This is a genomic window from Flavobacterium sp. TR2 (assembly GCF_025252405.1).
In the GTDB taxonomy this organism is placed as follows: domain Bacteria; phylum Bacteroidota; class Bacteroidia; order Flavobacteriales; family Flavobacteriaceae; genus Flavobacterium.
In genome coordinates this window covers 1,515,269-1,540,501 of record NZ_CP104307.1, presented here as the reverse complement: position 1 = coordinate 1,540,501, position 25,233 = coordinate 1,515,269, and the positions used below count along the sequence as shown (strand labels likewise).

The window sequence follows — 25,233 nt, the reverse complement described above, 5'->3', positions numbered from 1 at the left end:
CTTTCTCTCACAGATTTTGCAGATTAAGGGGATAAAAAATCTGCTCGATCGGCAAAATCTGCGTGAAACAAAAAAGTCGCAAAGATTTTAAACCTCTGCGACTCTGTAACTTTGAACCTTTGTAACTTTTTAAAACTAGAAATAAAACCCAAAAGATCCTTTAATTGCAAATTTATGCGCGTCTGGCATATCTAGATAATTTCCTCTCCAAGAAAAATCGAGACGGAAAACTTTAAAGATGTTTCCAATTCCTGCATTATATTCCCAGTATACTTTTTCAGGAGCATTATACGGTAATCCCGAAGCATTAATGGCACGGTTTGCATCAGAAATAGTTCCATGAACCGCTCTAATTCCTATAAACTCTCTCCAATTTAATTTTCTCATGAATGGGATTCTAGCAAACAATCTTCCTCCAAAATCATGATTCCACTGCAAGGTTGTATACTGATCTGTAACAAATTCATAAAAATTTAGGTTACTGAATGTATTCTCTATTGTAAAATAAGTCTGGTTACCCGGAATTACACTCATTAAACCTAACGGAATTGTTCCAAATGTTTTTCCTGTTTCAACTGTAATATTTGTTCTTCCTAAAGGCCCAATAATGATAGGCTGCCTATAGAAAATCTGTATCTTTTCATAAGCAAAATCACTGTCAAAAACGCCTTTTAATCCATAACTGAAATTGACAAAGAAATGACTGTACGGACTGTCTACCAAATCTCTTTCCACTCCATAGCCAATTGTTTTTCTGTTTGGCATAAACTCAAACTGAATATTGGCTTCTGATTGTTTTACCATGCTTTCAACAACACCTGCTGGATTTTCGGGAGTTGGCAAAGTAGTATAATAATCTAAACTAAATGTTTTGGAAGCCGATTCAAGTGTTCGATACGAAAGCCCTGCCTGAACAATAAAATTCTTTTTAGGCTCCATTTCTATAGAAACGTTACTCAAATTAATATTGGTCAGTTTTCCATTGCTTCCAGTCGTAAACAACGCTGAAGATGCAAAACTTCGTCCTAAAACGTCATTTGTAGTCGTTAGACTCGCACCAATCTGCTCAATATCGCGCCTATTCCCACCAGAGATAATCAGTCGGTTTTTCTTGTCAAGCATCCATTTTCCAGAAACACCGTATTTGAATTTATTATCATCAAATCCGTAAGCCGTATAAGCTTGAATACGCCATGGGTCGTTTGGCCCAAAATACGTTCTACCACCCACTCTTAACCTTATGCCTTCGACTTCATTATATCCAAAGGTTGAGAAGATTGGCCCATAATCAAAATTCTTAAATTCGATGTAACCGCTTCCTAAAATAGAGACCAGATTGTACAGCTGCTTAAATCGTTTGACAGTTTGCAGCGTGTCAAGCATTTTATAAATTCCCTGTTCATCTTTATTTAGTTTCTCAAAACGATTTTCTTCCCAAAACTCAGGCGGTCTATCGTAAACGGCATTATCGATAAAATTGACTTCTTCTTTATAAAATTTCTCTGGTTTCTGAATATTGAATTTATGATTTCGGTACAAAGTTGTTCTTTTACCATAAACCCCTTTTGATTTTTCTTTTTTATTTAAAGCAAAATCAGACATCATATAATCACGTGTCAAAAGGAAAACAGAATCATTTTCCACTTCAAATTCCTGTTCGATATAAATATCTTTTACCCAGTTAATATTGGCGCTTTTCGTTACGCCCATATTAATTTTTTTGATCGCAAAAGTGGTATCGTTTACCCAAAAATCTCCTTTAAAAGTCAATTCGTTTTTACGTCTCGGATAAAAAACAATATTGTAGCACCATTTCTTATCGATATAAGCACTGTCTTTTAAGACATAATTGTAAACATCGATTCCTGTTCTTGAAAGCGGACTTGTAAAACTCTTATCAAAAAATTTCAGGTGATTGTCATAAATATTATAATCCGAATAAAGATCTTTCACGAAAGATAAAATCTGCTGGTTTCCATTAAAACCAGACATTTTATTTCCCGTAAGGTTTTCTTTTACTTTCTTCAATCTGTTGTCTCCGTAAACATCATAAACCGACTCGTTAATAAAAATTGGCAGATAGGTTTTTCCTGTAACTTCAGAAGTGTCAACATGATTAAAGACAAATTCCATTCCTTTAAAAAGTTTGTTTTTCATGAATGCACTATCAATCGTATTCATGTCAAACTCAACCTTTTCGTACTTCTGCATCTGGTATTGATTAAACTGGTACAATCCGTTTTTACGTTTTCTTGCCCAGATTTTTCTCAAAATATCCAATGCGGGGTTATTCTTTTTAGAAGTTTTACCCGTATAAATTACAACTTCGTTAAGCACTTGTTCTTCGAACAAAACAATTTTGAAATTATAATTAACTGCTTTATCTAAAGGAACTTCCTTGTCTGAAAATCCTGCAGAACTAACCAAAAGCGCGGTATAGGTATTTGGCGATTCTAAATAAAAACGACCGTCTTCATTAGAAACGATTCCAATATTAGAACCTTTAAAAACCACATTTGCAAAAGGTATCGGCTGATTGGCTTTGTCCAAAACAACCCCACTCACTTTAGTTTGTGCAGCAACAAAATTTGCAAATGCAAATACAATATATAAGAGAAGTCGAGTTAATTTGTTCATTATAAAGTAAAAAAAAACTTCACCAATCCATTCTGTCTGATGAAGTTTTATGAGTATTTTAAATTTGTATTATTTGTATAATACTTTTTTAACTGCTTTTACTACATCACCTGCATTTGGCAACCAGTCTTTTAGCAGTACTGGAGAATACGGTGCAGGAGTATCTGCAGTTGTAATACGTTGAATTGGCGCATCAAGGAAGTCAAATGCTTGCTCTTGAACGATATAAGAGATTTCAGAAGAAAGGCTGGCAACTGGCCATGCTTCTTCTAAAATTACTAAACGGTTTGTTTTTTTAACCGATTTTAAGATGGCATCTTTGTCCATTGGACGAACTGTTCTTAAATCGATAATCTCACAAGAGATTCCTTCTTTTGCTAATTCATCAGCAGCGATAAAAGCTTCTTTGATGATTTTTCCGAATGAAACGATTGTTACATCTGTTCCTTCACGTTTAACATCAGCAACACCTAGAGGAATTGTGTATTCTCCGTCTGGCACTTCACCTTTGTCTCCGTACATTTGCTCAGATTCCATGAAAATAACTGGATCGTTATCACGAATAGCAGATTTCAATAATCCTTTTGCATCATAAGGAGTTGAAGGAACAACAACTTTAAGACCTGGAGTGTTTGCAAACCAGTTTTCTAAAGCTTGAGAGTGAGTAGCTCCTAATTGACCAGCAGAAGCTGTCGGTCCGCGGAAAACGATAGGCACATTAAACTGTCCTCCTGTCATTTGACGCATTTTAGCAGCGTTATTTATAATTTGATCAATACCAACTAAACAGAAGTTGAATGTCATATATTCTACAATAGGACGGTTTCCATTCATTGCAGAACCTACTGCAATTCCTGAAAATCCAAGTTCAGCAATCGGAGTATCAATTACTCTTTTTTCACCAAACTCAGCTAGCATTCCTTTAGAAGCTTTGTAAGCTCCATTGTATTCTGCAACCTCTTCTCCCATTAAATATATGGATTCATCGCGACGCATTTCTTCGCTCATTGCTTCACAAATGGCCTCTCTAAATTGTATTGTTCTCATATTTTTTATTGTATGTTGAATTTTCTGAAGAGCAAAAATAAATATTTTAAATAACTTAAAGGCAAAAATTGAATTTAAAATCGCATCAACTTCTATCCGTCCTCAGGTTTTAACTTTTTAAACTTTATTGCGATAGGTAACGAAATCGATATAATAACGTACAATCCACACTTAATCCTTCTTTAAAACATTTTTTAGACAAACTTGTAGTTATTTGTTTAATTCTTCTCTCCAAAATTCATTCATGTAAACGCAAAAAAACAAAAATTAGTATTTCTGAGACAAACCATAATCTTCACAGGGAGCATCTATTATTACAAAATTCCTAACAATCAAACAAAATCAATGCTTTTTTATTTTTATATTTCGATGAAATTCATTCAAAACTGCATAATCAGCGAAATCGTAATAGTTTTAAAAAATATTATGCGTGCATAGTATAATTATTCCAAATTAAATTCTAAATTTGTAAAAGCATATTATAAATTCAAAATATATACTTATGAAAATACTAGTTTGCATCAGCCATGTTCCTGATACTACTTCAAAAATCAACTTTACCAACGGTGACTCAGAATTTGACACTAATGGTGTACAATATGTAATTAACCCTAATGACGAATTTGGTCTTACACGCGCTATATGGTTCCAAGAACAACAAGGTGCGAATGTAACAGTTGTAAACGTCGGAGGTCCTGATACTGAACCAACTTTACGTAAAGCTTTGGCTATTGGAGCAAACGAAGCGATTCGTGTTAACGCAAATCCTACAGATGGCTTTTTCGTTGCAAAACAATTGGCAGAAGTAATTAAAAATGGCGGTTATGATTTAGTAATTGCCGGTAAAGAATCTTTAGATTATAACGGAGGAATGGTTCCAGGAATGATTGCTGGAATTTTAGGATACAACTTCTTAAACTCTTGTACAGCTTTAACTGTTGACGGAAACAATGTGAAAGCGGTTCGTGAAATCGACGGCGGAAAAGAAACGGTAAGCACTACTCTTCCTTTAATTATTGGAGGTCAGAAAGGTCTTGTTGAGGAAAAAGATTTACGTATCCCGAACATGAGAGGAATTATGACTGCAAGAACAAAAGCGCTTACTATTCTTGAGCCAGTTGATGCAGCTGTAAATACAAAAGCGGTGAAATTTGAAAAACCAGCTCCAAAATCAGCAGTAAAACTAGTTTCTGCAGATAATTTAGATGAGTTAATCAATTTATTACACAACGAAGCAAAGGTGATTTAAGATTGTAGAGTTTAGATTATAGATTGCAGAACGCAATACTAAATCTAAAACCAACATTTGATTCACTTCAAAATCTAAAATCAATAATCATTTTAGGTTTCATTTTCAAGAATCTGAAATCTAAAATCTAAAATCTAAAATTGTTATGTCAATATTAATATATGCAGAATCTGCAGAAGGAAAATTTAAAAAAGTTGCTTTCGAATTAGCTTCTTACGCTAAAAAAGTGGCCGAATCATTAGGAACAACTGTTACAGCTTTAACAGTAAACATCAGCGATGTAAGCGAATTAGGCAAATACGGAGTTGATAAAGTTTTAAAAGTAAGCAATGATAAATTAGCTGGTTTCAACGCAAAAGCTTACGCTGATGTCATCAAACAAGCTGCTGAAAAAGAAGGTACAAAAGTAGTATTGCTTTCTTCTACAACAGACAGCATTTATCTTTCACCACTAGTTGCCGTGGCTTTAAACGCAGGTTTTGCTTCAAACGTGGTTGGATTGCCAGTTAGCACTTCTCCATTTCAAGTAAAAAGAAATGCTTTCTCAAACAAAGCCTTCAACATTACACAAATCGATACAGATGTAAAAGTTCTTGGTTTAGCCAAAAACTCTTACGGGCTTTTTGAAAGCACAGGAGCTGCTGCTGCAGAAGATTTTAACCCAACTGTTGGCGACAATGACTTTGGAGTAAAAGTAGAATCTGTAGAAAAAGTATCTGGAAAAGTTTCTATCGCTGACGCAGATATCGTAGTTTCTGGCGGACGCGGATTAAAAGGACCAGAAAACTGGGGATTGGTAGAAGACCTTGCTGCTGTTCTTGGTGCTGCAACTGCTTGTTCTAAACCAGTTTCAGATTTAGGATGGAGACCTCACAGCGAGCACGTTGGACAAACAGGAAAACCGGTTGCAACAAACTTATATATTGCCATAGGTATTTCTGGAGCAATTCAGCACATTGCAGGTATCAACTCTTCTAAAGTAAAAGTAGTTATCAATAACGATCCAGAAGCTCCTTTCTTTAAAGTTGCTGACTACGGTGTAGTTGGAGATGCTTTTGAAATTGTACCACAATTAACAGAGAAATTAAAAGCTTTTAAAGCTCAGCATTCTTAATACAGAGAATTCTCTTTAAAAATATTGCTGCCTAAAAACAAGATGTTGTATCTTTGTTTATAGGCAGCTTTTTTGTTCCATATTTTTTGATTAAAATTGCAGCTTTATTTTTTAAACCAAAATAGTATTAAAATAAGGCGCTAAGTGCCTTTTTTACAAACATATATGAGTCTAGTAAAATTATCCATAAAAGGAATTTCATACAGTCAAACTCAAAATGGCGCTTATGCCTTAATTTTGAATGAAGTCGATGGCGAAAGAAAATTACCTATAGTTATTGGCGCTTTTGAAGCCCAGTCGATCGCTATTGCTTTAGAGAAAGAAATAAAACCGCCTCGTCCCTTAACACACGATTTATTTAAAAATTTTGCTGAAAGATTTGATATTGTCGTAAAACAAGTTATCATTCACAAATTAGTTGACGGCGTTTTTTATTCAAGCTTAATCTGCGAAAGAGATAAAATCGAAGAAATTATCGACGCAAGAACTTCTGACGCTATTGCTTTGGCGCTGCGTTTCAATGCTCCTATTTTTACTTATAAAAACATTTTGGATAAAGCTGGAATTTATTTAAAATCCAATACTGCTGAAACAGATTCTGGTGCTCAAGAAATAGATGATGTTCTTTCGAATCCTGAAACTTTTGGACACGAAGAAGAAAGCAACCAATCTGGAGATGTGTATGCAAAACATTCTTTACAAGAGCTAAACGAGCTTTTGGATCAAGCCGTTTCTCAAGAAGATTACGAAAAAGCAGCAAAAATTAGAGACGAAATCTCTAGAAGATAATTTTAAGGCTGTAAGCCATAAGCTTTAGGCTATAAACTTAAAGCGCAAAACATAAAAACCAGCTTGAAGTATTTAGGAAAAAGCCTAAAGCCTAAAGCTTAAAGCCTAAAGCAATAATGAAACAATACTTAGATTTAGTAAAACACGTTTTAGAAAACGGCAATCAAAAAGGAGACCGTACCGGAACAGGAACTAAAAGCGTTTTTGGCTACCAGATGCGTTTTGATTTAAGTGAAGGTTTCCCAATGGTTACGACCAAAAAATTACATTTAAAATCCATCATTTACGAATTGCTTTGGTTTTTAAAAGGCGATACAAACATCAAATACCTTCAAGAAAACGGAGTTAAAATCTGGGATGAATGGGCAGATTCCAATGGCGATTTGGGGCCTGTTTACGGACACCAATGGCGCAACTGGAACAGCGAAGAGATTGATCAGATTTCTGAATTAATTGCCGAATTAAAAACAAATCCAAACAGCAGAAGAATGCTGGTTTCTGCATGGAACCCTTCGGTTCTGCCAGATACTAAAAAATCTTTTGAGGAAAATGTAGCCAATAACAAAGCCGCTTTACCTCCTTGCCATGCCTTTTTTCAATTTTATGTAGCAAGCCCAGATCCTGAAAAAGGTGAAACAAAAGGAAAGCTTTCCTGCCAATTATACCAGCGAAGCGCCGATATCTTTTTAGGAGTACCTTTCAACATTGCTTCTTATGCACTATTGACCATGATGATTGCCCAAGTATGCGACTTAGAACCTGGAGAATTTATTCACACTTTTGGCGACGCGCATATTTATAACAATCATTTTGAGCAATTGGAACTGCAATTAACGCGTGAACCGAAACCATTGCCAAAAATGATTTTAAATCCAGAGATTAAAAACATTTTTGATTTTGATTATAATGATTTCACACTTGTAGATTACGATCCGCATCCTGCCATTAAAGGGAGTGTTGCTGTATAGAAATAAAAAAAATCCGCTTTTTCAAGCGGATTTTTTTTATACAATTAAAACACTGTTTTCACTTCCAGCAAAATCATTCCATTTATAAGAATCGGCTTCCGGATCATTTACATAATTTCCGTCAATTAGATACTTAAATTCGTAAATAGCATCTTTAACCAAGTCATAAGTTGCTTTGAAAGTACCATTTTTCAATTTACTCAAAGCCCCTTCTTCGGCATTCCAATTATTGAAATCTCCAACAACAGCAGCTGTATTTGCATCTTTAGCGTCTATTGAAAACGTAACTTTACATACCGGCTTCGTTTTCACAAATTGTTTCTTTAAAGACATAACTATTTCGTTTTTAGATTTATACATCTAAAATTAATTAAATTCAACGAAACACTAACTACCTCCGGAACCGATTTATGATAATACCAAAAACAGTATATTTTTTTCGCTTTATTGGTAATTTAAAGCAGTTAAAATTTTGTTTTTCAAATTATTGAGTCATTCAAAAGCAAATATTCTACACCCAAAATATTGTCTTTCGAAAATAAATTTTAACTTTATGATCTCATTTTTATCTTATGGAAAAAGAAGTGCACGAACAATACGAATACGCCAGACGCCGATTAAGACAAAAAAAAGTCTTATATTTTCATTTTGTACTTTTCCTGCTTGGAAGTTTATTTCTATTCATTGCCAATAAATTTTTTGGATTTGGAGACGGCACAACTCAAAATTGGTGCATCTGGGGAATTACAATTTGGCTTTTTCTTTTTATTCTGCATTTTATAAAAGTGTATATAACTGACCGTTTTATGAATAAGAAATGGGAAAGAGAACAAATTGACCGATTAGTTGCTTTACAGCAAAAAAGAATCAGTCAGCTTGAATCTTCTATTAACGAAGAGAATGAAAATAAAATTTAGTTAAGCATACCATGATTATAATGATAGCGGCGGCTGCCGAAAATAATGCGCTTGGAAAAAACAACGAATTAGTATGGCATCTGCCAAATGATTTCAAAAGATTTAAATCGCTTACGACTGGTCATCATATTATTATGGGAAGAAAAACTTTTGAGAGCTTCCCAAAACCATTGCCAAACCGCGTTCATATAGTAATTTCTCGTCAAGAAAATTATAAACCAGAAGGATGCATTGTAGTCGACAGCATTGAAAAAGCTATTGCATTATGCCCTGAAAATGACGACAGTTATATTATAGGTGGCGGAGAAATTTACAGTCTTGCCCTTCCATATACTGACATCATTGAATTGACCAAAGTTCATCATTCTTTTGATGCAGATGCTTTTTTCCCTAAAATCAATAAAAGCGAATGGGTTTTGGTAGAATCTGAAGAAAATTATAAAGACGAAAAACATCTTTATGATTATACTTATGAAACTTACATTAGAAAATAAATAAAAAACATCCTCTTTTCAGGGAGGATGTTTTTAAATAATTGATTTTTGAAGCCTAACTTGCTCAAGAAAAAGTTTTGTTTTAAAAAAAATACAAATGTCGAGAAACATCCGCAAAATTGAATAACATCTAATGTTATTTGAGACCTAAATCTCAAACGCCTTTAATAACAAATACCACTAAGATATTAAAGGCAGAAAATTAAAATTTCCAAAAACAAATTTAATCCTAAGAACGTACTTTGCGCTTAAATATAGTATTTCCCCCCAAGAACAATACTTTCAAAACTTTTTCAAGAATAAATGAATTACCCGCACAAAAAAAGTAATCATCTGTTTAAGTCATAGCGACATTATCAATCATTAAACTTTAATCATTTTTACTTGAACAAAGTTGCTCATAATAGCGCTATTAGACAATACCAAGATTTGGGGATTTTGTCAAAATACCTAGATTTAGGGATGGCAAAACACCTCTATAACCTGTTTCGAAATAAATCCTTCAAAACATTTATTTTACAAATTAAAAAACTCAATTACAGTTAAACTAGATTGTTTATATTTGCCTAAATAAAAAAAATGTCTGAAAAAATAACTCCGTATAAAGACTCTTCTTTAGGTAAAAAAGAGCAAGTAACCCAAATGTTCGATACCATTTCTGGTAATTACGATAATTTGAATCGTGTAATTTCATTTGGAATCGACGTTAAATGGCGTAAAAAAGTATTAAAAATAGTATCAGACAAAAAACCAAAAGTTATTCTTGATATAGCAACCGGAACTGGCGATTTAGCCATTTTGCTTGCACAAACCAATGCTGAAAAAATTATTGGATTAGACATTTCGGCCGGAATGCTAGAAGTAGGGAAAAAGAAGGTGGAAGAAAAAAAACTTTCAAATGTTATTGAACTGGTTTTAGGCGATTCTGAAAATATGCCGTTTGAGGACAACTATTTTGATGCTATCACAGTTGGTTTTGGGGTAAGAAATTTTGAAAACTTAGAAAAAGGTTTTGCAGAAATCTTAAGAGTCTTAAAACCAAATGGAGTTTTTGTTATATTAGAAACTTCTGTTCCAGATAAATTTCCTTATAAACAAGGCTACAATTTCTATAGCAAAAACATACTTCCGCTAATCGGAAAATTGTTTTCTAAAGACAATGATGCCTATGGCTACCTATCTGAATCGGCCGCTGCTTTTCCTTATGGAGAGGCCTTAAACAATATTTTGAGAAAAACTGGGTTTATAGATGTTGTGGCAATGCCTCAAACTTTTGGCGTCGCAACAATTTATTCTGCATCTAAAAAATAGTATGAAAAAAATTGTAATCTTATTTTTATTGGTCTTAACGACAAAAGGACATTCTCAATTTGCTAAAAATATGTTTAGCAAAGATCCTATCATTAATCTTGAAAACTGGCAAAAACAGCGCGTTTACTTTGGCTATTATTTAGGTTTTAACAGTTTTGACTTTAAATTTGATTATAAAACCCCTGTACAGGAAGATATTCAGGTAAAAAAAACAACTGGTTTTAATGTGGGGGTCGTTGCCGATTTAAGGCTTCAGGAATATATCAACCTGCGTTTTGAACCAGGTTTGTATTATACTAAACGTGATCTTTATTTTCCAGGCATAAGCAATAAAGAAAGCGATTATCTGAGAGAAGTAAACAGTACTTACATTCACTTCCCTTTATTGCTTAAATTTTCTGCTAAGCGTACAGGAAACATACGCCCATATCTGGTTGGAGGTATGTCTACAACTTTAAATCTATCGAGTAATGCAAAATCTAAAGATGATAACTTTGAGCAGAAATTTAGAGTAAAACAATGGACGGCTGCCTACGAATTAGGTTTAGGAATTGATATTTTTACCGAATACTTTATTTTTTCTCCTTCTGTCAGAGGAATGTTTGGCATAACCGACGAACTTATTAGGGATAAAACTCCAGACAGCCCGTGGACAGGAAATATTGATTCGATGAAATCTAGAGCGCTTTTAATAAATTTCACATTCCATTAAAACAAAACATCAACTATTTCGTTTAAATTCACTAAGAATAATTGCTGTTGCAGTAGCTACATTTAAACTTTCTGTTTTTTGTAGTTCTCCAAATCTAGGAATTGTGAGACGGCTGGTTACCATTTTTTCAATCTCTTCTGAAATCCCGTTGGCTTCATTACCCATAATAATGATGCCGCTCTGAGGTAATTTTGATTGATAAATATTTTTTCCGTCCATAAAGGTTCCAAAAATTGGCAGTTTAGTTTGAGCAAGAAAAAGTTTTAAATCAACATAACTTACATTTACTCTGGTAATAGAACCCATTGTAGCCTGTACCACTTTCGGATTATAAATATCCACTGTTTCTTTAGAACAGACAATCTGCTTAATGCCAAACCAATCGCATAGACGCAAAATAGTGCCTAGATTTCCTGGGTCTCTAATATCGTCTAAGACTAAAATTAAATCCGAATCGATTATTTTCTTTTCGGCTGGAATTTTAAAAACCGCCAAGCAAGAATTTGGAGTCGACAAAGCACTTATTTTTTTCAGTTCTTGGTCATTAATAGGCGTTCGTTTTGAAGCATCAACCGTTTCAAAATCATTCAATGTGGTGTATAAATGTTCTAATTCAAAATTGGATTGCAGCAATTCTTGAATTACTTTTACTCCTTCAGCAAAGAATAATTGATTGGCGAAACGCTGCTTTTTTTGATGCAAGCCTGATATTAGTTTTATTTGGTTTTTACTAACCATAAAATAATGTACTTTTGAATTAAATATTAAAAAACACTTGAAAAAGAATTCTACAAAAATAACAGCATTTCTTCTAATTGCAACATTAATTTGTGCTTGTAATGCCGTAAAAAGAGTTCCCGATGGAAAAAGCCTTCTTGTAAAAAATAATATTATAGTTAACGGAAAATCGACAAACGATGAAACGGCTTCTAACCAGATGTACCAAAAACCAAATGGTAAATTATTAGGCTATAAGCTTCGATTAAATCTATACAATTTAGCCAATTTAGATCCAGATTCTACTTATCAGGCTAAATTTAAAAATAATCCTGGAAAGTATGAGCGCATGTCTAAGATATTCTCTGCAAAACAGGTAGACCGTCTTGGACAATCTTTTTATTATAAAGGAATTCATGAATTTCTAAAAAACACCGGTGAACCTCCAGTAATAATTGACACTTCTAAAACTAAAAAATCATTGCTTCGATTAAAATACTATTATTTCAATAATGGTTTTTTTAATGTTCAAACCGATTATACTATTGATACGGTCGGAAAAAAGAGAGCAGCAATTAATTACAATATCACGACAGGACCAGCTTACAAATTGGACACTATCAAAACCAAAATATTAACTCCTGCGTTAGACTCCTTATACAGAACCAATACTGAAGCTTCTTTATTAAAATCTGGAAACCAATACAAAACTACCGATTTTGAAGAGGAAAAAAACCGTATAACAACTTATTTTAGAAATCACGGAGCTTACTATTTTCAACCTACTTACGTGACTTTCGACATCGATACTATTGGCAAAAAAGCCAAAGCCGATGTAACGCTGATAATAAACAACAATACAATACAAGAAAGAGATTCTAGCCGTACAGAACCTTTTAAGCTGTATAAAATTAGCGATGTAAATATTTATACCGATTATTCTGCTGCAAATGCTAAGAAAAAACCAACAGACAGTGTAACGTACAACAACTTTAATCTATACAGCTACAAGACATTAAAATACAAGCCACGTGCCATCACTGATGCTATTTTTATTACAAAAGGAAGCACTTTTGCTGATTTTAGAACAACTCTTTCTTCTCGATATTTAAATAATTTAAGGATTTTCAATTATCCGTCAATCCAATATGAAGTAGATAAAAGAGATTCTACTGCTCAATCTCTTATTGCCAATGTTTATTTGACTCCGAGAAAAAAATACAGTTTTGGAGCCACTCTTGACGTAACGCATTCTAACATACAAGATTTCGGAATTGGAGCCAGCATTTCAGAAACTATCCGAAATGTGTTTAACCGTGCAGAAACCCTTGAAATTTCGGCTCGTTTAAATGTTGGATCTTCTAGAGATATGGCCAATCCGAACGATAATTTCTTTAATGTTTCGGAATATGGTTTGGATATGAAATTGAACTTTCCGAGAATCCTCCTCCCATTTGGAACTGAAAAGATTATTCCAAAAAGTATGATCCCCTATACCTCTATTACTTCTGGTTTTTCGAAACAGCGAAATATTGGTTTGGACAAAGAAAACTTTACAGGAGGTATTTCGTACAACTGGACACCAAAACGTCATAATACAGCAAAATTCGAATTGCTAAATGCTCAGTTCGTGCGTAACCTAAATCCAGATAATTACTTTAATGTATACACCTCTTCTTATGATGATTTGAATTTTATCGGAAAAGATTACAATGTTGACCCTCTCAACTGGGGAAATACAACAGAGGAACAGGCAAGAAAAGATCTTACCATACCGAAAGGAACCACAGGATTTACAAATGACGTGTTGACTGGAAAAACAGCCTTGACTCCAGGGAGTTCACAATATCAGGAAGTTGAAAGTATTGAGGAAAGAAGGGTTCGTTTGACTGAAAATGATTTCATTCTGGCAACAAGTTTTTCTTTTACCAAAACCACCAAAAAAGATCTAGCCGACAATAATTTCTATCAATTCAGAACCAAAATTGAGTCTGCCGGAACATTGCTTTCGCTAATTTCAGAAATTGGAAATCTTCAAAAAAACACAAAAGGCAATTACGAAATCTTTAATCTGGAGTATTCAGAATACATAAAGACTGAATTTGACTATATTAAACACTGGGATTTTGGAAAAGAAAAGGTTCTTGCTGTTAGAAGTTTCTTCGGAATTGCAATACCGTTCGGAAACTCAAACTATATTCCGTTTTCACGAAGTTATTATGGCGGAGGTTCCAATGACAACCGTGCTTGGCAACCTTACGCTTTAGGACCGGGAAGCACCAATGCTGTAAACGACTTTAATGAGGCAAATATGAAAATCGCTGCCAGTATCGAATACCGTTTCAAAATTTTTGGAGATGTTAAGGGAGCTCTCTTTGCAGATGCCGGAAATATCTGGAATGTGCTCGATAATGTTATAGATCCGAAAGCAAGATTTGACAACTTAAACGATTTAGAAGAAATTGCTTTGGGCACAGGATTCGGTTTAAGATACGATTTAAGCTTTTTTGTGATTCGTTTAGATTTAGGCTTTAAGACTTATAATCCAGCACATGACAAGGGGGATCGATGGTTTAAAGAATACAATTTTGGACACTCGGTTTTAAATTTTGGTATAAATTATCCATTCTAATGCTAATTAATTCTTATTTTTGCAACCTAAAAACTAAAAACAACTATAAAAAAAAATTAAAATGGCACACAACATTAAACCAGGAGTAGCTACAGGAGATCAAGTTCAAGAGATCTTTAATTATGCGAAAGAGAAGGGTTTTGCTCTTCCAGCAGTAAACGTTACTGGATCAAGCACAATTAACGGAGTTCTTGAAACTGCAGCAAAACTAAACGCGCCAGTTATCATTCAATTTTCTAACGGTGGAGCACAATTCAACGCTGGAAAAGGATTATCAAATGCAGGTGAAAAAGCAGCAATCGCAGGAGGAATCGCAGGAGCAAAACACATTCATACTTTGGCAGAAGCTTATGGTGCAACTGTAATCTTACACACTGACCACTGTGCAAAAAAACTTTTACCTTGGATTGATGGTTTATTAGATGCTTCTGAAAAACACTTCGCAGAAACAGGAAAACCATTATTCAGTTCTCACATGATCGATTTGTCTGAGGAGCCAATCGAAGAGAACATCGAAATCTGCAAAGAATATTTAGCTAGAATGAGCAAAATGGGAATGACATTAGAAATCGAACTTGGTATTACAGGTGGAGAAGAAGATGGCGTTGACAACTCAGATGTAGACAGCTCAAAATTATATACTCAACCAGAAGAAGTAGCTTACGCTTACGAAGAATTATCTAAAGTAAGCCCTAAATTTACAATTGCCGCTGCTTTCGGAAACGTTCACGGTGTTTACAAACCAGGAAACGTAAAATTAACTCCAAAAATCTTAAAAAATTCTCAAGATTTCGTACAAAGCAAATTCAACACTGGCCACAACCCAGTTGATTTCGTTTTCCACGGAGGTTCAGGTTCTACACTTGAAGAAATTAGAGAAGCTATCGGTTACGGAGTTATCAAAATGAATATTGATACAGATTTACAATTTGCATACACTGAAGGAATCCGTGACTATATGGTAAACAATATTGAGTACTTAAAAACTCAAATTGGTAACCCAGAAGGTCCAGATGCTCCAAACAAAAAATACTACGATCCAAGAAAATGGGTTCGTGAAAGTGAAGTGACATTCAATGCAAGACTTGAACAAGCTTTCGCTGATTTAAATAACGTAAACACACTTTAAATTTTAGATTTTTGAATTTAGATTTCAGATTTCTAATGAAGCCTGAAATTTAAATTTTGAATTCAGATTGAAAAATCTAAAATTTAAAATCTACATTCTAAAATTAAAAAAATGGCTTGGTTTAAAAGACAAGAAAAAGGGATTACGACCGCGACAGAAGACAAGATGGACGTTCCGAAAGGATTGTGGTACAAATCTCCTACTGGAAAAATTATTGATGCTGACGAATTGGCGAGAAATTTATTCGTTAGCCCTGAAGATGATTTTCACGTTCGAATTGGAAGCGCAACCTATTTTGAAATTTTATTCGACAACAACGAATTTGTTGAGTTAGATAAAAACATGACTTCTAAAGACCCTCTGCATTTTGTGGATACAAAAAAATATGCAGACAGATTGAAAGATGTAATGGAAAAAACTCATCTTAAAGACGCTGTACGTACGGGAGTTGGAAAATCTAAAGGAAGAGAACTTGTAATCTGCTGTATGGATTTTGCATTCATCGGCGGATCTATGGGAGCTGTTGTAGGTGAGAAAATCGCAAGAGGTATTGATCACGCTATTAAAAACAAACTTCCATTTGTAATGATTTCTAAATCTGGTGGTGCTCGTATGATGGAAGCTGCTTATTCTTTAATGCAATTAGCAAAAACTTCTGTAAAATTAGCTCAATTAGCTGAAGCTAAACTACCTTACATCTCTCTTTGTACAGACCCAACAACAGGAGGAACAACTGCATCTTACGCAATGTTAGGAGACATCAATATCTCTGAACCAGGCGCTTTGATTGGTTTTGCTGGTCCGCGTGTTGTACGCGACACTACAGGAAAAGATTTGCCAGAAGGTTTCCAAACTGCTGAGTTCTTATTAGAGCACGGTTTCTTAGACTTTATCACGCCAAGAAAAGAATTGAAAGATAAGATCAACTTATATATCGATTTGATTCAAAACAATGATATTCGATAGTTTTTAAACTATTTAAAATAGAAATCCCAAGAAATTGCTTCTTGGGATTTTTTTGTTTAAACCATATAAGTTATATAAGTATAATTAAACCTCTCGCGCAAGGTTTTCTAAACCTTGTAGGAACACATATGAAAATTCTATTCTCAACTCGCCTTCCTTAAATCCTTCTTTAATTCTTTTTCAGCAATTTTAAAAGCCAGTTTCTCGCGCCATATAGCATAACGCTCTCTAAAAATCACTTTTATACCGCTGTCTACTGCACCGTGCATAAATAAACTCCAAACACTGGCTATTTTTCGTGACCATGATGCGTCCCATGCGCGAAGTGTGAGAGAAAAAGAACCATCAACGTAGCGCATCCAATGCCACATTCCTGTTGGCATAAATAATGTGTCTCCGTGTTCTAAGAAAACCTCATAGCCTTCTACTCCTTTTAGAGCTGGAAATTTTTCAAAATCAGGATTGGCTACATCATAATCTTCCAATGCATACGTGGTATTCGGAATGCAATAAAGCCTTTTCTTCCATTTGTAGTCAAATAATATAATATGTTTCCTTCCTCCAAAATGCGTATGAAACAAATGAGGCAAATCGATATCATAATGTAAAAACGTAACCGCTTTTGAACCTCCAAAAAACATGGCTGGCATACTTTCTATAAAACCTCCCATTAATTCTTTTGGGACTTTCACATCATGAACCAATTCTGGCCTGTGCTTAAAAAGATTAAAGAAAAAAATACGCAGTTGTGTTGGCTCGCGTTTTATCAAATCCAGATATTCGCCAAACTTCATGCTAGCGATAGAAGCATTAATTACTTTTGACGGATCTGCTTTAGAATTATCAACTAATTTAACCTCAATATCTCCCGCAATTTCCTTAAAATATTCCGTCGACCATTTATCCTTTGCAGGCCAATCATTTGTGAGCCCCTTTATAATCAAAGGCTTTTTTTTATCTAAATAATTCTTTTTGAAATCTTCTCTAGAAATAGACTCAACAATATCGACAGATCTAAGGTTAAAGCTCATTGTGTTAAGGTTTTAGTTCTTGGCCTATCAAAAATATCTAATTATTTCGAGCCATCAAAATTTACAGTAAAATAACACAAAAGCAATATTACATTCCTGTTCGAATGGCTTCTACAGGATCTAAATTTGCTGCCGAAACCGCTGGCAGAATACCCGAAACCAAACCAATGAAAGCTGCTAAACTTGTTCCTAAAACGATATTTCCAAAACTTAAAACAAATTCAAAATCCAGCATTTTTGTCAAAACAAGGGCAATACCCCAAACCATCAAAAGACCGATGATTCCGCCAATAACTGATAAAATAATGGCTTCAAACAAAAATTGGAATAAGATAAATTTATTTTTAGCTCCCAGTGATTTCTGAATTCCGATAAGATTTGTTCTTTCTTTAACCGAAACAAACATAATATTTGCAATTCCGAAACCTCCAACTAATAGAGAAAACCCACTGATAATCCAGCCTACAAAATTCATCTGGCCTAAAATTCCATCGATAAAATCAGTAAAACCAGAAAGGACATTAATAAAAAAATTGTCCATTTCGCCTGCTTTCATTCCGCGGATTGCTCGAAGCTTCTGAGCGATTTCAGCTTTGTACGCGTCCATGTCAACCCCTTTTTCAGGTTTTAAAACAATTACTGGCGTCATAGCATCGCTATCTCCGTACATTCTTCTTAAAAAATTAGCAGGAAGATAAACTGAAGTATCATTGCTATCTCCAAAAAAACCAGCTCCTTGTTTTGCCATTACGCCGATAACCGTAAAACGCTGTCCGTACAAGCGAATATTTTTCCCGATTGGGTCGCTTGTGCCAAAAAGCCCGTCAGCAATATCGTAACCAAGGACAATAACAGGAGTTCCTGAATTAGATTCAGACTCATTGTAAAACCTCCCTTTATCAAAACTCAATCCGTCAATATCGACCATTTCGCTTGACGACGGAATAATATTTACATCGCTAACTGTTTTAGAATCGTATTTTAAACTTTCTCTATTTACAAAAAGCTGATATGCCACTTGATCGGTATTATTCATTGAGTTTTTCAGCCCAACATATTCGTCGTATTTTACATTTGGAAACTGTTCTCTCTTCCATTGCGGAATTTCAGACGGCCCAAAGCAATATTTCATTAAATAAATTGTATTTTTATCTAAACTGCTCAAATCCTTAGAAATTTTTTTGTCTAAAGAATCAACGGCAGCCAAAACAGCAATAATCGAAAAAATACCAATCGTCACGCCTAAAAGCGACAACAAAGTGCGCAATTTATTATTTCGCAAAGCATTGATGGCAAAGCTTAGACTTTCTTTCAATAATCTTAGATAAACGATCATATTTTTGTGTTTTTCAATAAAGTAAAATTCAATAATTTAAATTCAAAAACCTAATAAAAGTTAACTTACTCATCAGTAGATTTTTTTAGCATTTTGTTACACTAATTTTTTTTAATATAATATATAAAAAAACTACTTTTGCAGTCTCAAAATCATAACTACACAATGAGCACAACTAAAAAAATACAATCGGCATTAATTTCTGTTTTTTCTAAAGATGGATTAGAACCAATTGTTAGAAAATTACACGAACAAAATGTAACACTTTATTCAACTGGCGGAACTGAGGATTTCATCAAAAACCTTGGCATTCCAGTAGTTCCTGTTGAAGATATTACTTCTTTCCCAGAAATTCTTGGCGGAAGAGTAAAAACTTTACACCCAAAAATTTTTGGAGGTATCTTGAATCGTCAAGACAACGAAAGCGATGTTCAGCAAATGAAGGAATTTGACATTCCTCAAATCGATTTGGTAATTGTTGATTTGTATCCTTTTGAAAAAACAGTTGCTTCTGGAGCAAGTGAGCAAGATATTATTGAAAAAATTGATATCGGCGGTATTTCATTAATTCGTGCTGGTGCAAAAAATTTCAAAGACACTGTAATTGTAGCTTCTGTTAACGAGTACAGCTTACTTTTAGATTTGATTACAGAGCAAGACGGAGCAACAACTTTGGAGAACAGAAGATTGTTTGCTACTAAAGCATTCCACGTTTCATCTCACTATGATGGAGCTATTTTTAATTATTTCAATACAGACGAAACTATTTACAAAGAAAGCATTGCAAATGGTCAAGTTTTAAGATATGGTGAAAACCCACATCAAAAAGGGTTTTTCTTTGGAGATTTTGACGCGATGTTCAATAAACTTCACGGAAAAGAATTATCATACAACAACTTATTAGATGTTGATGCAGCGGTCAATTTGATTGCAGAATTTAAAACTGACGGACCAACGTTCGCGATTTTAAAACACAATAATGCTTGCGGTTTGGCTTCAAGAAAAACAATCAGCGAAGCTTATTTGGCTGCTTTAGCTTGCGATCCGACTTCAGCTTTTGGAGGAGTGTTAATTGCTAATACTAAAATTGATTTAGAAACTGCACAGGAAATCAACAAACTATTCTGCGAAGTAGTAATCGCTCCTGCTTATGATGATGAGGCTGTTACAGTTTTACAAGAGAAGAAAAACAGAATCATATTAGTGCAAAACGATGTTGAATTGCCAGCTCGTCAAGTAAGAACTTGTCTTAACGGATTGTTAATTCAGGATAGAAATAATATTACGGATAATAAAGAGCATTTAAAAACCGTTACCATTACAGAACCTACTGCTCAAGAGATCGAAGATTTGATCTTTGCTTCTAAAATCTGCAAGAATACAAAATCAAACACTATTGTATTTGCTAAAAACGGAACATTGATTTCATCAGGTACAGGTCAGACTTCAAGAGTTGACGCTTTAATTCAAGCAGTTGACAAAGCAAAAGCTTTTGGATTTGATTTAAATGGAGCTTCGATGGCAAGTGATGCATTTTTCCCATTTCCGGATTGTGTAGAATTAGCTAAAAAAGCAGGAATAACTGCTGTAATTCAGCCAGGAGGTTCGATAAAAGACGAATTAAGTATAAATTATTGCAATGAAAATAATCTTGCAATGGTATTTACAGGAACGCGTCATTTTAAACATTAATTTGTTTAACTTTGTTCGATAAATAATTTATAACATTTTAAACCCCTAAAAAACTTATGGGATTTTTTGATTTCATGACCGAGGATATTGCGATAGACCTTGGAACCGCAAACACTTTAATCATTCATAATGATAAAGTTGTCATTGATAGTCCGTCTATCGTTGCACGTGATAGAGTATCAGGCAAAATCATTGCTGTTGGTAAAGAAGCCAACATGATGCAAGGTAAAACACATGAAAACATCAAAACTATAAGGCCTTTGAAAGATGGTGTAATCGCTGATTTTGATGCTTCGGAAAAAATGATCAATATGTTCATTAAAAGTATTCCTGCATTGAAAAAAAGAATGTTTACTCCAGCTTTACGTATGGTTGTATGTATTCCTTCTGGTATTACTGAAGTGGAGATGAGAGCGGTGAAGGAATCTTGTGAGAGAGTAAACGGAAAAGAAGTTTACTTGATTCATGAGCCAATGGCAGCGGCAATTGGTATTGGTATTGACATTATGCAACCAAAAGGAAACATGATTGTAGATATTGGAGGTGGTACAACAGAAATTGCTGTTATCGCTTTGGGCGGAATTGTATGTGACAAATCTGTAAAAATTGCAGGTGACGTTTTCACAAACGATATCGTGTATTATATGCGTACACAGCACAACTTATTTGTTGGAGAAAGTACTGCTGAAAAAATTAAAATTCAAATCGGTGCGGCTATCGAAGATTTAGATGGTCCGCCAGAAGATATGTCTGTTCAAGGTAGAGATTTGCTTACAGGTAAACCAAAACAAGTAGATGTTTCTTACCGTGAAATTGCAAAAGCATTAGACAAATCTATTCAGCGTATTGAAGATGCGGTAATGGAAACATTATCTCAAACTCCTCCTGAGTTAGCAGCAGATATCTACAACACTGGTATCTATTTAGCTGGTGGAGGATCTATGTTAAGAGGTCTTGACAAACGTATCTCTCAAAAAACAGATCTGCCAGTTTATATTGCTGAAGATCCGTTAAGAGCTGTTGTTCGCGGTACAGGAATGGCTCTTAAAAACATTGCTAAATTTAAAAGCATCTTAATCAAATAAGATTCATTATAATCAATTTACTTTTATAAGGGTCGAATTTCTTCTATTTGACCCTTGTAAAAACTGAAACCTTTAAGCATATCCTGAAACAAAATAACCAGACAAGAAATGCAGCAAATATTTAATTTCCTTATAAGAAACAGTAATCGATTGCTGTTTTTGCTGCTTTTAGGTATTTCGTTAGGACTCACTATTCAATCTCATTCTTACCACAGAAGCAAAATAATCAGCTCTGCCAATTTTTTAAGCGGAGGTGTTTATGAAAAAATCAATCGTGTTAATGAGTATTTGAATTTAAGAGCTGAAAACGACGAACTTGTACTTGAGAACGCAAGATTAAAAAGTCTTTTATTCAATAAAGAAGACACATCAAAATTACCTTTGCCAGATACTATTAAAGGAGTAAAACCTGCTGATATAATTGTATCAAAAGTAATTCATAACACTTACAGCACACACGAAAACTTTCTTACTTTGAACTCTGGATCCAATGAAGGCGTAAAACCAGATATGGGAGTAATAAACAGTTTAGGAATTGTTGGTATTGTAGACGATACATCACCAAGATATTCTACAGTTGTGAGTATTTTGAACATGAAATCTCAGATAAATGCCAAGCTAAAAAAATCAAACCACTTTGGTTCATTAACATGGGACGGAAAAAGCACAGGTTTTGTACAATTGCGAGATGTGCCAAGATTAGCTTCGGTTAGAAAAGGAGACACAATTGTAACGGGAGGTCAATCTGTAATTTTCCCAGAAGGAATTAATATCGGAACCGTTGAAACAATTTATAAAGAGACTCAAACAAGTTTTTATGTTATAAAAGTTAAGCTATTTAATGACATGACAAACTTAGGGCACGTTTATATCATCAAAAGCAAGGACAGAGAGGAACTTATTAATTTAGAAAACAAAGAAAAAAATGAATAGCGCTCTGTTAGTCAATATTTTTCGATTTATTATGTTGCTGGCAATTCAGATTGTTATTTTCAACAATATGAATTTCTTAGGATATATAAGTCCTTTTCCGTACATCTTGTATATCATTCTATACCCAGTAAATAGCAATAAAGCAGGATTAATCGCTTCTAGCTTTTTCCTTGGATTAATAATGGATATGTTTTGCAATTCGGGAGGAATACACGCAACTGCTTGTGTTATTTTAGCGTATTACAGGCCTTACATTTTTAAATTTTCTTTTGGTTTAAGCTACGAATACCAAACCATTAAACTAAACGAATCTTTAACACCAGAACGTTTTTCATTCATACTAGTTTCGGTTCTAATGCACCATATTGTATTATTTGTTTTAGAAGCATTTCAATTCAAATTTATCTGGGACATTTTGCTCCGAACCTTATTTAGTTCTATCTTTACTATAATCACTTCAATAATAATAATTTATCTTATTAAGCCCAATAAACGATGAGAAAAGTCTTGCTGCCCACTATAATTATTATTGCAGCGTCTTTGCTACTGATTAGGATTTTTTACCTGCAGATTATTGATGATTCTTTTAAATTGAAATCGGAAAATAATGCGATAAAAAAAGTATATGACTATCCTGAAAGAGGTTACATCTATGATCGTAACGGAAAACTTCTTGTTGCGAATCAGGCTTCTTATGATATCATGGTTATTCCGAGAGATATAAAAAAGGATCTTAATATCCCTGAGTTCTGTGCTCTTCTAAATATTACTGAAGAAGAATACCATAAGCGTATTGAAAAAGCAAAGGTTTATAGTCCGCGACTTCCATCTGTGTTTTTATCGCAGCTGAATAAAAACGAATTTGCCGCTTTTCAGGAAAAAATCAGAAAATATGATGGTTTTTATTTCCAAAAAAGATCACTTCGCGATTACGAAGTAGATTACGGCGCCAATATATTTGGTTTTATTACTCAGGTAAATGAAAAACAAATTGAGAAGAATCCGTACTATAACAGTGGAGATTTAATTGGTAAGCAAGGTGTAGAACAAAGCTACGAAGAAATCTTACGCGGAATAAAAGGGGTAAAATACATTCAAAAAGATAAATACAATCGAGAAATTGGCCCTTATAAAGAAGGAAAATACGATACTATCGCCGTAGCTGGAGAAGATATCAATTTAACTATTGATGCCGAACTTCAAAAATATGGCGAGGAATTAATGATTAATAAGCGCGGAGGAATCGTTGCTATTGAACCTAAATCTGGAGAAATTCTAGCATTGGTTACAGCTCCTTCTTATGATCCAGGTATTTTAGTAGGACGTCAAAGATCTAAAAATTATACACTTTTATATCACGATTCTATTGCAAAGCCTTTATACGACAGAGGACTTTTAGCAGAATATCCTCCTGGTTCTCCATTCAAAATCCTGACTGGTTTGGTTGCGCTTCAAGAGGGCGTGGTAAATGAGCAGACGACATTTATGTGTCATCACGGATTTAGTTATGGTGGAGGCCGATTTATGAAATGCCACGGTTTTGGTCCGCATCAATTGCATAATGGAATTTACAACTCTTGCAACACTTATTTTGGTCAAGCCTATATGCTTACAATCAATAAGTACAAAGACCCTGGCCACGCTGTCGACGTTTGGAGCAGTCATATAAAAAGTTTTGGTTTAGGACAATTTATGGGATATGACTTACCTATTGGAAAACGAGGAAATATCCCAACTTCAAAAACGTATAAAAGAATTTATCCTAACGGAGGATGGAGAAGCTCAACCATCGTATCGAATGCTATTGGACAAGGAGAGGTTTTAATGACACCTATTCAATTGGCCAACATGATGGCGACTGTAGCAAATCAGGGTTATTATTATACGCCTCACATCATTAAAAAAATTGAGGGAGAAAAAATAGACGAAAAGTTCACTACAAAACACGTGACTACGATCGATCAAAAATATTTCCCGCCAGTTATCAGCGGATTGTTTGATGTATATAACAAAGGTACTGCTTATGCCCTTAGGGTAGAAGGAATCGATATTTGCGGAAAAACAGGTACTGCTGAGAACTTTGCCAAAATAAACGGTAAAAGAACACAGCTTAAAGACCACTCTATATTTGTGGCCTTTGCTCCAAAAGACAATCCAAAAATCGCTATTGCGGTTATGATTGAAAATGGAGGTTTTGGAGCAACCGTTGCGGGTCCGATTGCGAGTTTAATGATTGAAAAATATCTAAGAAAGAAAATTACAAGAACAGACTTAGAAGTAAGAGTATTAAACAAAAGCTTACTTTCAGAATATGCTAAAGTTGGCGGAATAAGCGATGCTCTTAAAATCGAATCTGTGCCAAAAGATTCTGTCTTGCAAGCAAAAATTATAAAACCAAAAGCACCAGCAGCCGTAACAGCAACTAAAGCGGAAGTTAAAAAAACAGCAGTAGACACAACTAAGAAAAACTAAGA

22 protein-coding genes are annotated in these 25,233 nt (G+C 34.3%); 16 read left to right on the top strand and 6 right to left on the bottom strand.

The window, feature by feature from the left end; genetic code table 11:
- Positions 1-135: 135 nt before the first annotated feature.
- Complete coding sequence (locus N4T20_RS07090) at positions 136-2,637, bottom strand: DUF5686 and carboxypeptidase-like regulatory domain-containing protein (RefSeq protein ID WP_260672368.1); 2,502 nt, start codon at positions 2,635-2,637, stop codon at positions 136-138.
- A gap of 69 nt (positions 2,638-2,706) precedes the next feature.
- Positions 2,707-3,684, bottom strand: a complete 978-nt coding sequence (locus N4T20_RS07085) for a pyruvate dehydrogenase complex E1 component subunit beta (RefSeq protein WP_008466560.1) — start codon at positions 3,682-3,684, stop codon at positions 2,707-2,709.
- 502 nt (positions 3,685-4,186) lie between these two features.
- On the opposite strand from N4T20_RS07085, the gene N4T20_RS07080 reads away from it, so the two are divergent.
- From N4T20_RS07080 to N4T20_RS07065, 4 genes are all read left to right on the top strand, one after another.
- Positions 4,187-4,933 carry an electron transfer flavoprotein subunit beta/FixA family protein gene (locus N4T20_RS07080; RefSeq protein WP_008466558.1) on the top strand — a complete coding sequence of 249 codons (747 nt, stop codon included), beginning with the start codon at positions 4,187-4,189 and terminating at the stop codon, positions 4,931-4,933.
- A gap of 145 nt (positions 4,934-5,078) precedes the next feature.
- Positions 5,079-6,047, top strand: a complete 969-nt coding sequence (locus N4T20_RS07075) for an electron transfer flavoprotein subunit alpha/FixB family protein (protein ID WP_260672367.1) — start codon at positions 5,079-5,081, stop codon at positions 6,045-6,047.
- 165 nt (positions 6,048-6,212) lie between these two features.
- Positions 6,213-6,836, top strand: coding sequence for a bifunctional nuclease family protein (locus N4T20_RS07070; RefSeq protein ID WP_008466556.1), 624 nt, complete (start codon positions 6,213-6,215; stop codon positions 6,834-6,836).
- A gap of 116 nt (positions 6,837-6,952) precedes the next feature.
- On the top strand, positions 6,953-7,804 hold the full coding sequence (locus N4T20_RS07065; RefSeq protein WP_260672366.1) for a thymidylate synthase: 852 nt from the start codon (positions 6,953-6,955) through the stop codon (positions 7,802-7,804).
- A gap of 36 nt (positions 7,805-7,840) precedes the next feature.
- On the opposite strand, the gene N4T20_RS07060 is transcribed toward N4T20_RS07065, so the two are convergent.
- On the bottom strand, positions 7,841-8,137 hold the full coding sequence (locus N4T20_RS07060; RefSeq protein ID WP_260672365.1) for an isoamylase early set domain-containing protein: 297 nt from the start codon (positions 8,135-8,137) through the stop codon (positions 7,841-7,843).
- A gap of 239 nt (positions 8,138-8,376) precedes the next feature.
- On the opposite strand from N4T20_RS07060, the gene N4T20_RS07055 reads away from it, so the two are divergent.
- From N4T20_RS07055 to N4T20_RS07040, 4 genes are all read left to right on the top strand, one after another.
- A complete protein-coding gene (locus N4T20_RS07055) occupies positions 8,377-8,721 on the top strand; it encodes a 2TM domain-containing protein (RefSeq protein ID WP_260672364.1) in 345 nt (114 codons plus the stop codon).
- A gap of 11 nt (positions 8,722-8,732) precedes the next feature.
- Entirely contained in the window at positions 8,733-9,215 is a 483-nt protein-coding gene (locus N4T20_RS07050) for a dihydrofolate reductase (RefSeq protein WP_260672363.1), read from the top strand.
- Between the two features lie 579 nt (positions 9,216-9,794).
- Positions 9,795-10,526: a bifunctional demethylmenaquinone methyltransferase/2-methoxy-6-polyprenyl-1,4-benzoquinol methylase UbiE gene (gene ubiE / locus N4T20_RS07045; RefSeq protein ID WP_008466549.1), complete on the top strand. Its 732-nt coding sequence runs from the start codon at positions 9,795-9,797 to the stop codon at positions 10,524-10,526.
- 1 nt (position 10,527) lies between these two features.
- The gene (locus tag N4T20_RS07040) at positions 10,528-11,238 is read left to right on the top strand and encodes a porin family protein (protein ID WP_260672362.1); all 711 of its coding nucleotides are present in this window, start codon (positions 10,528-10,530) and stop codon (positions 11,236-11,238) included.
- Positions 11,239-11,247: 9 nt separating this feature from the next.
- Here N4T20_RS07040 and N4T20_RS07035 read toward each other — a convergent pair whose 3' ends face one another.
- Positions 11,248-11,976: a TrmH family RNA methyltransferase gene (locus tag N4T20_RS07035; RefSeq protein ID WP_260672361.1), complete on the bottom strand. Its 729-nt coding sequence runs from the start codon at positions 11,974-11,976 to the stop codon at positions 11,248-11,250.
- 37 nt (positions 11,977-12,013) lie between these two features.
- Here N4T20_RS07035 and N4T20_RS07030 point away from each other — a divergent pair, with 37 nt between their 5' ends.
- The 3 genes from N4T20_RS07030 to accD all read left to right on the top strand — a co-directional run bounded on the left by N4T20_RS07030 (position 12,014) and on the right by accD (position 16,682).
- On the top strand, positions 12,014-14,587 hold the full coding sequence (locus N4T20_RS07030; protein ID WP_260672360.1) for an outer membrane protein assembly factor: 2,574 nt from the start codon (positions 12,014-12,016) through the stop codon (positions 14,585-14,587).
- Positions 14,588-14,648: 61 nt separating this feature from the next.
- Positions 14,649-15,716, top strand: coding sequence for a class II fructose-bisphosphate aldolase (gene fbaA, locus N4T20_RS07025; RefSeq protein WP_008466540.1), 1,068 nt, complete (start codon positions 14,649-14,651; stop codon positions 15,714-15,716).
- A gap of 111 nt (positions 15,717-15,827) precedes the next feature.
- On the top strand, positions 15,828-16,682 hold the full coding sequence (gene accD, locus N4T20_RS07020) for an acetyl-CoA carboxylase, carboxyltransferase subunit beta (protein ID WP_111367748.1): 855 nt from the start codon (positions 15,828-15,830) through the stop codon (positions 16,680-16,682).
- Between the two features lie 143 nt (positions 16,683-16,825).
- Here the strand turns inward: accD and N4T20_RS07015 are convergent, their stop codons facing one another.
- Positions 16,826-17,713 carry a cupin-like domain-containing protein gene (locus tag N4T20_RS07015; protein ID WP_260672359.1) on the bottom strand — a complete coding sequence of 296 codons (888 nt, stop codon included), beginning with the start codon at positions 17,711-17,713 and terminating at the stop codon, positions 16,826-16,828.
- An 88-nt stretch (positions 17,714-17,801) separates the two neighbouring features.
- Positions 17,802-19,049: an ABC transporter permease gene (locus N4T20_RS07010; RefSeq protein WP_260672358.1), complete on the bottom strand. Its 1,248-nt coding sequence runs from the start codon at positions 19,047-19,049 to the stop codon at positions 17,802-17,804.
- Between the two features lie 165 nt (positions 19,050-19,214).
- On the opposite strand from N4T20_RS07010, the gene purH reads away from it, so the two are divergent.
- From purH to mrdA, 5 genes are all read left to right on the top strand, one after another.
- Positions 19,215-20,741, top strand: coding sequence for a bifunctional phosphoribosylaminoimidazolecarboxamide formyltransferase/IMP cyclohydrolase (purH, locus tag N4T20_RS07005; RefSeq protein WP_260672357.1), 1,527 nt, complete (start codon positions 19,215-19,217; stop codon positions 20,739-20,741).
- A 56-nt stretch (positions 20,742-20,797) separates the two neighbouring features.
- Positions 20,798-21,826: a rod shape-determining protein gene (locus N4T20_RS07000; RefSeq protein ID WP_008466528.1), complete on the top strand. Its 1,029-nt coding sequence runs from the start codon at positions 20,798-20,800 to the stop codon at positions 21,824-21,826.
- Positions 21,827-21,934: 108 nt separating this feature from the next.
- The gene (gene mreC, locus N4T20_RS06995) at positions 21,935-22,759 is read left to right on the top strand and encodes a rod shape-determining protein MreC (protein ID WP_260672356.1); all 825 of its coding nucleotides are present in this window, start codon (positions 21,935-21,937) and stop codon (positions 22,757-22,759) included.
- Positions 22,752-23,258: a rod shape-determining protein MreD gene (locus tag N4T20_RS06990; protein ID WP_260672355.1), complete on the top strand. Its 507-nt coding sequence runs from the start codon at positions 22,752-22,754 to the stop codon at positions 23,256-23,258. Before mreC ends, N4T20_RS06990 begins: the two co-directional genes overlap by 8 nt.
- On the top strand, positions 23,255-25,231 hold the full coding sequence (mrdA, locus tag N4T20_RS06985) for a penicillin-binding protein 2 (protein WP_260672354.1): 1,977 nt from the start codon (positions 23,255-23,257) through the stop codon (positions 25,229-25,231). The genes N4T20_RS06990 and mrdA overlap by 4 nt, the downstream gene beginning before the upstream one ends.
- Positions 25,232-25,233 lie beyond the last annotated feature (2 nt).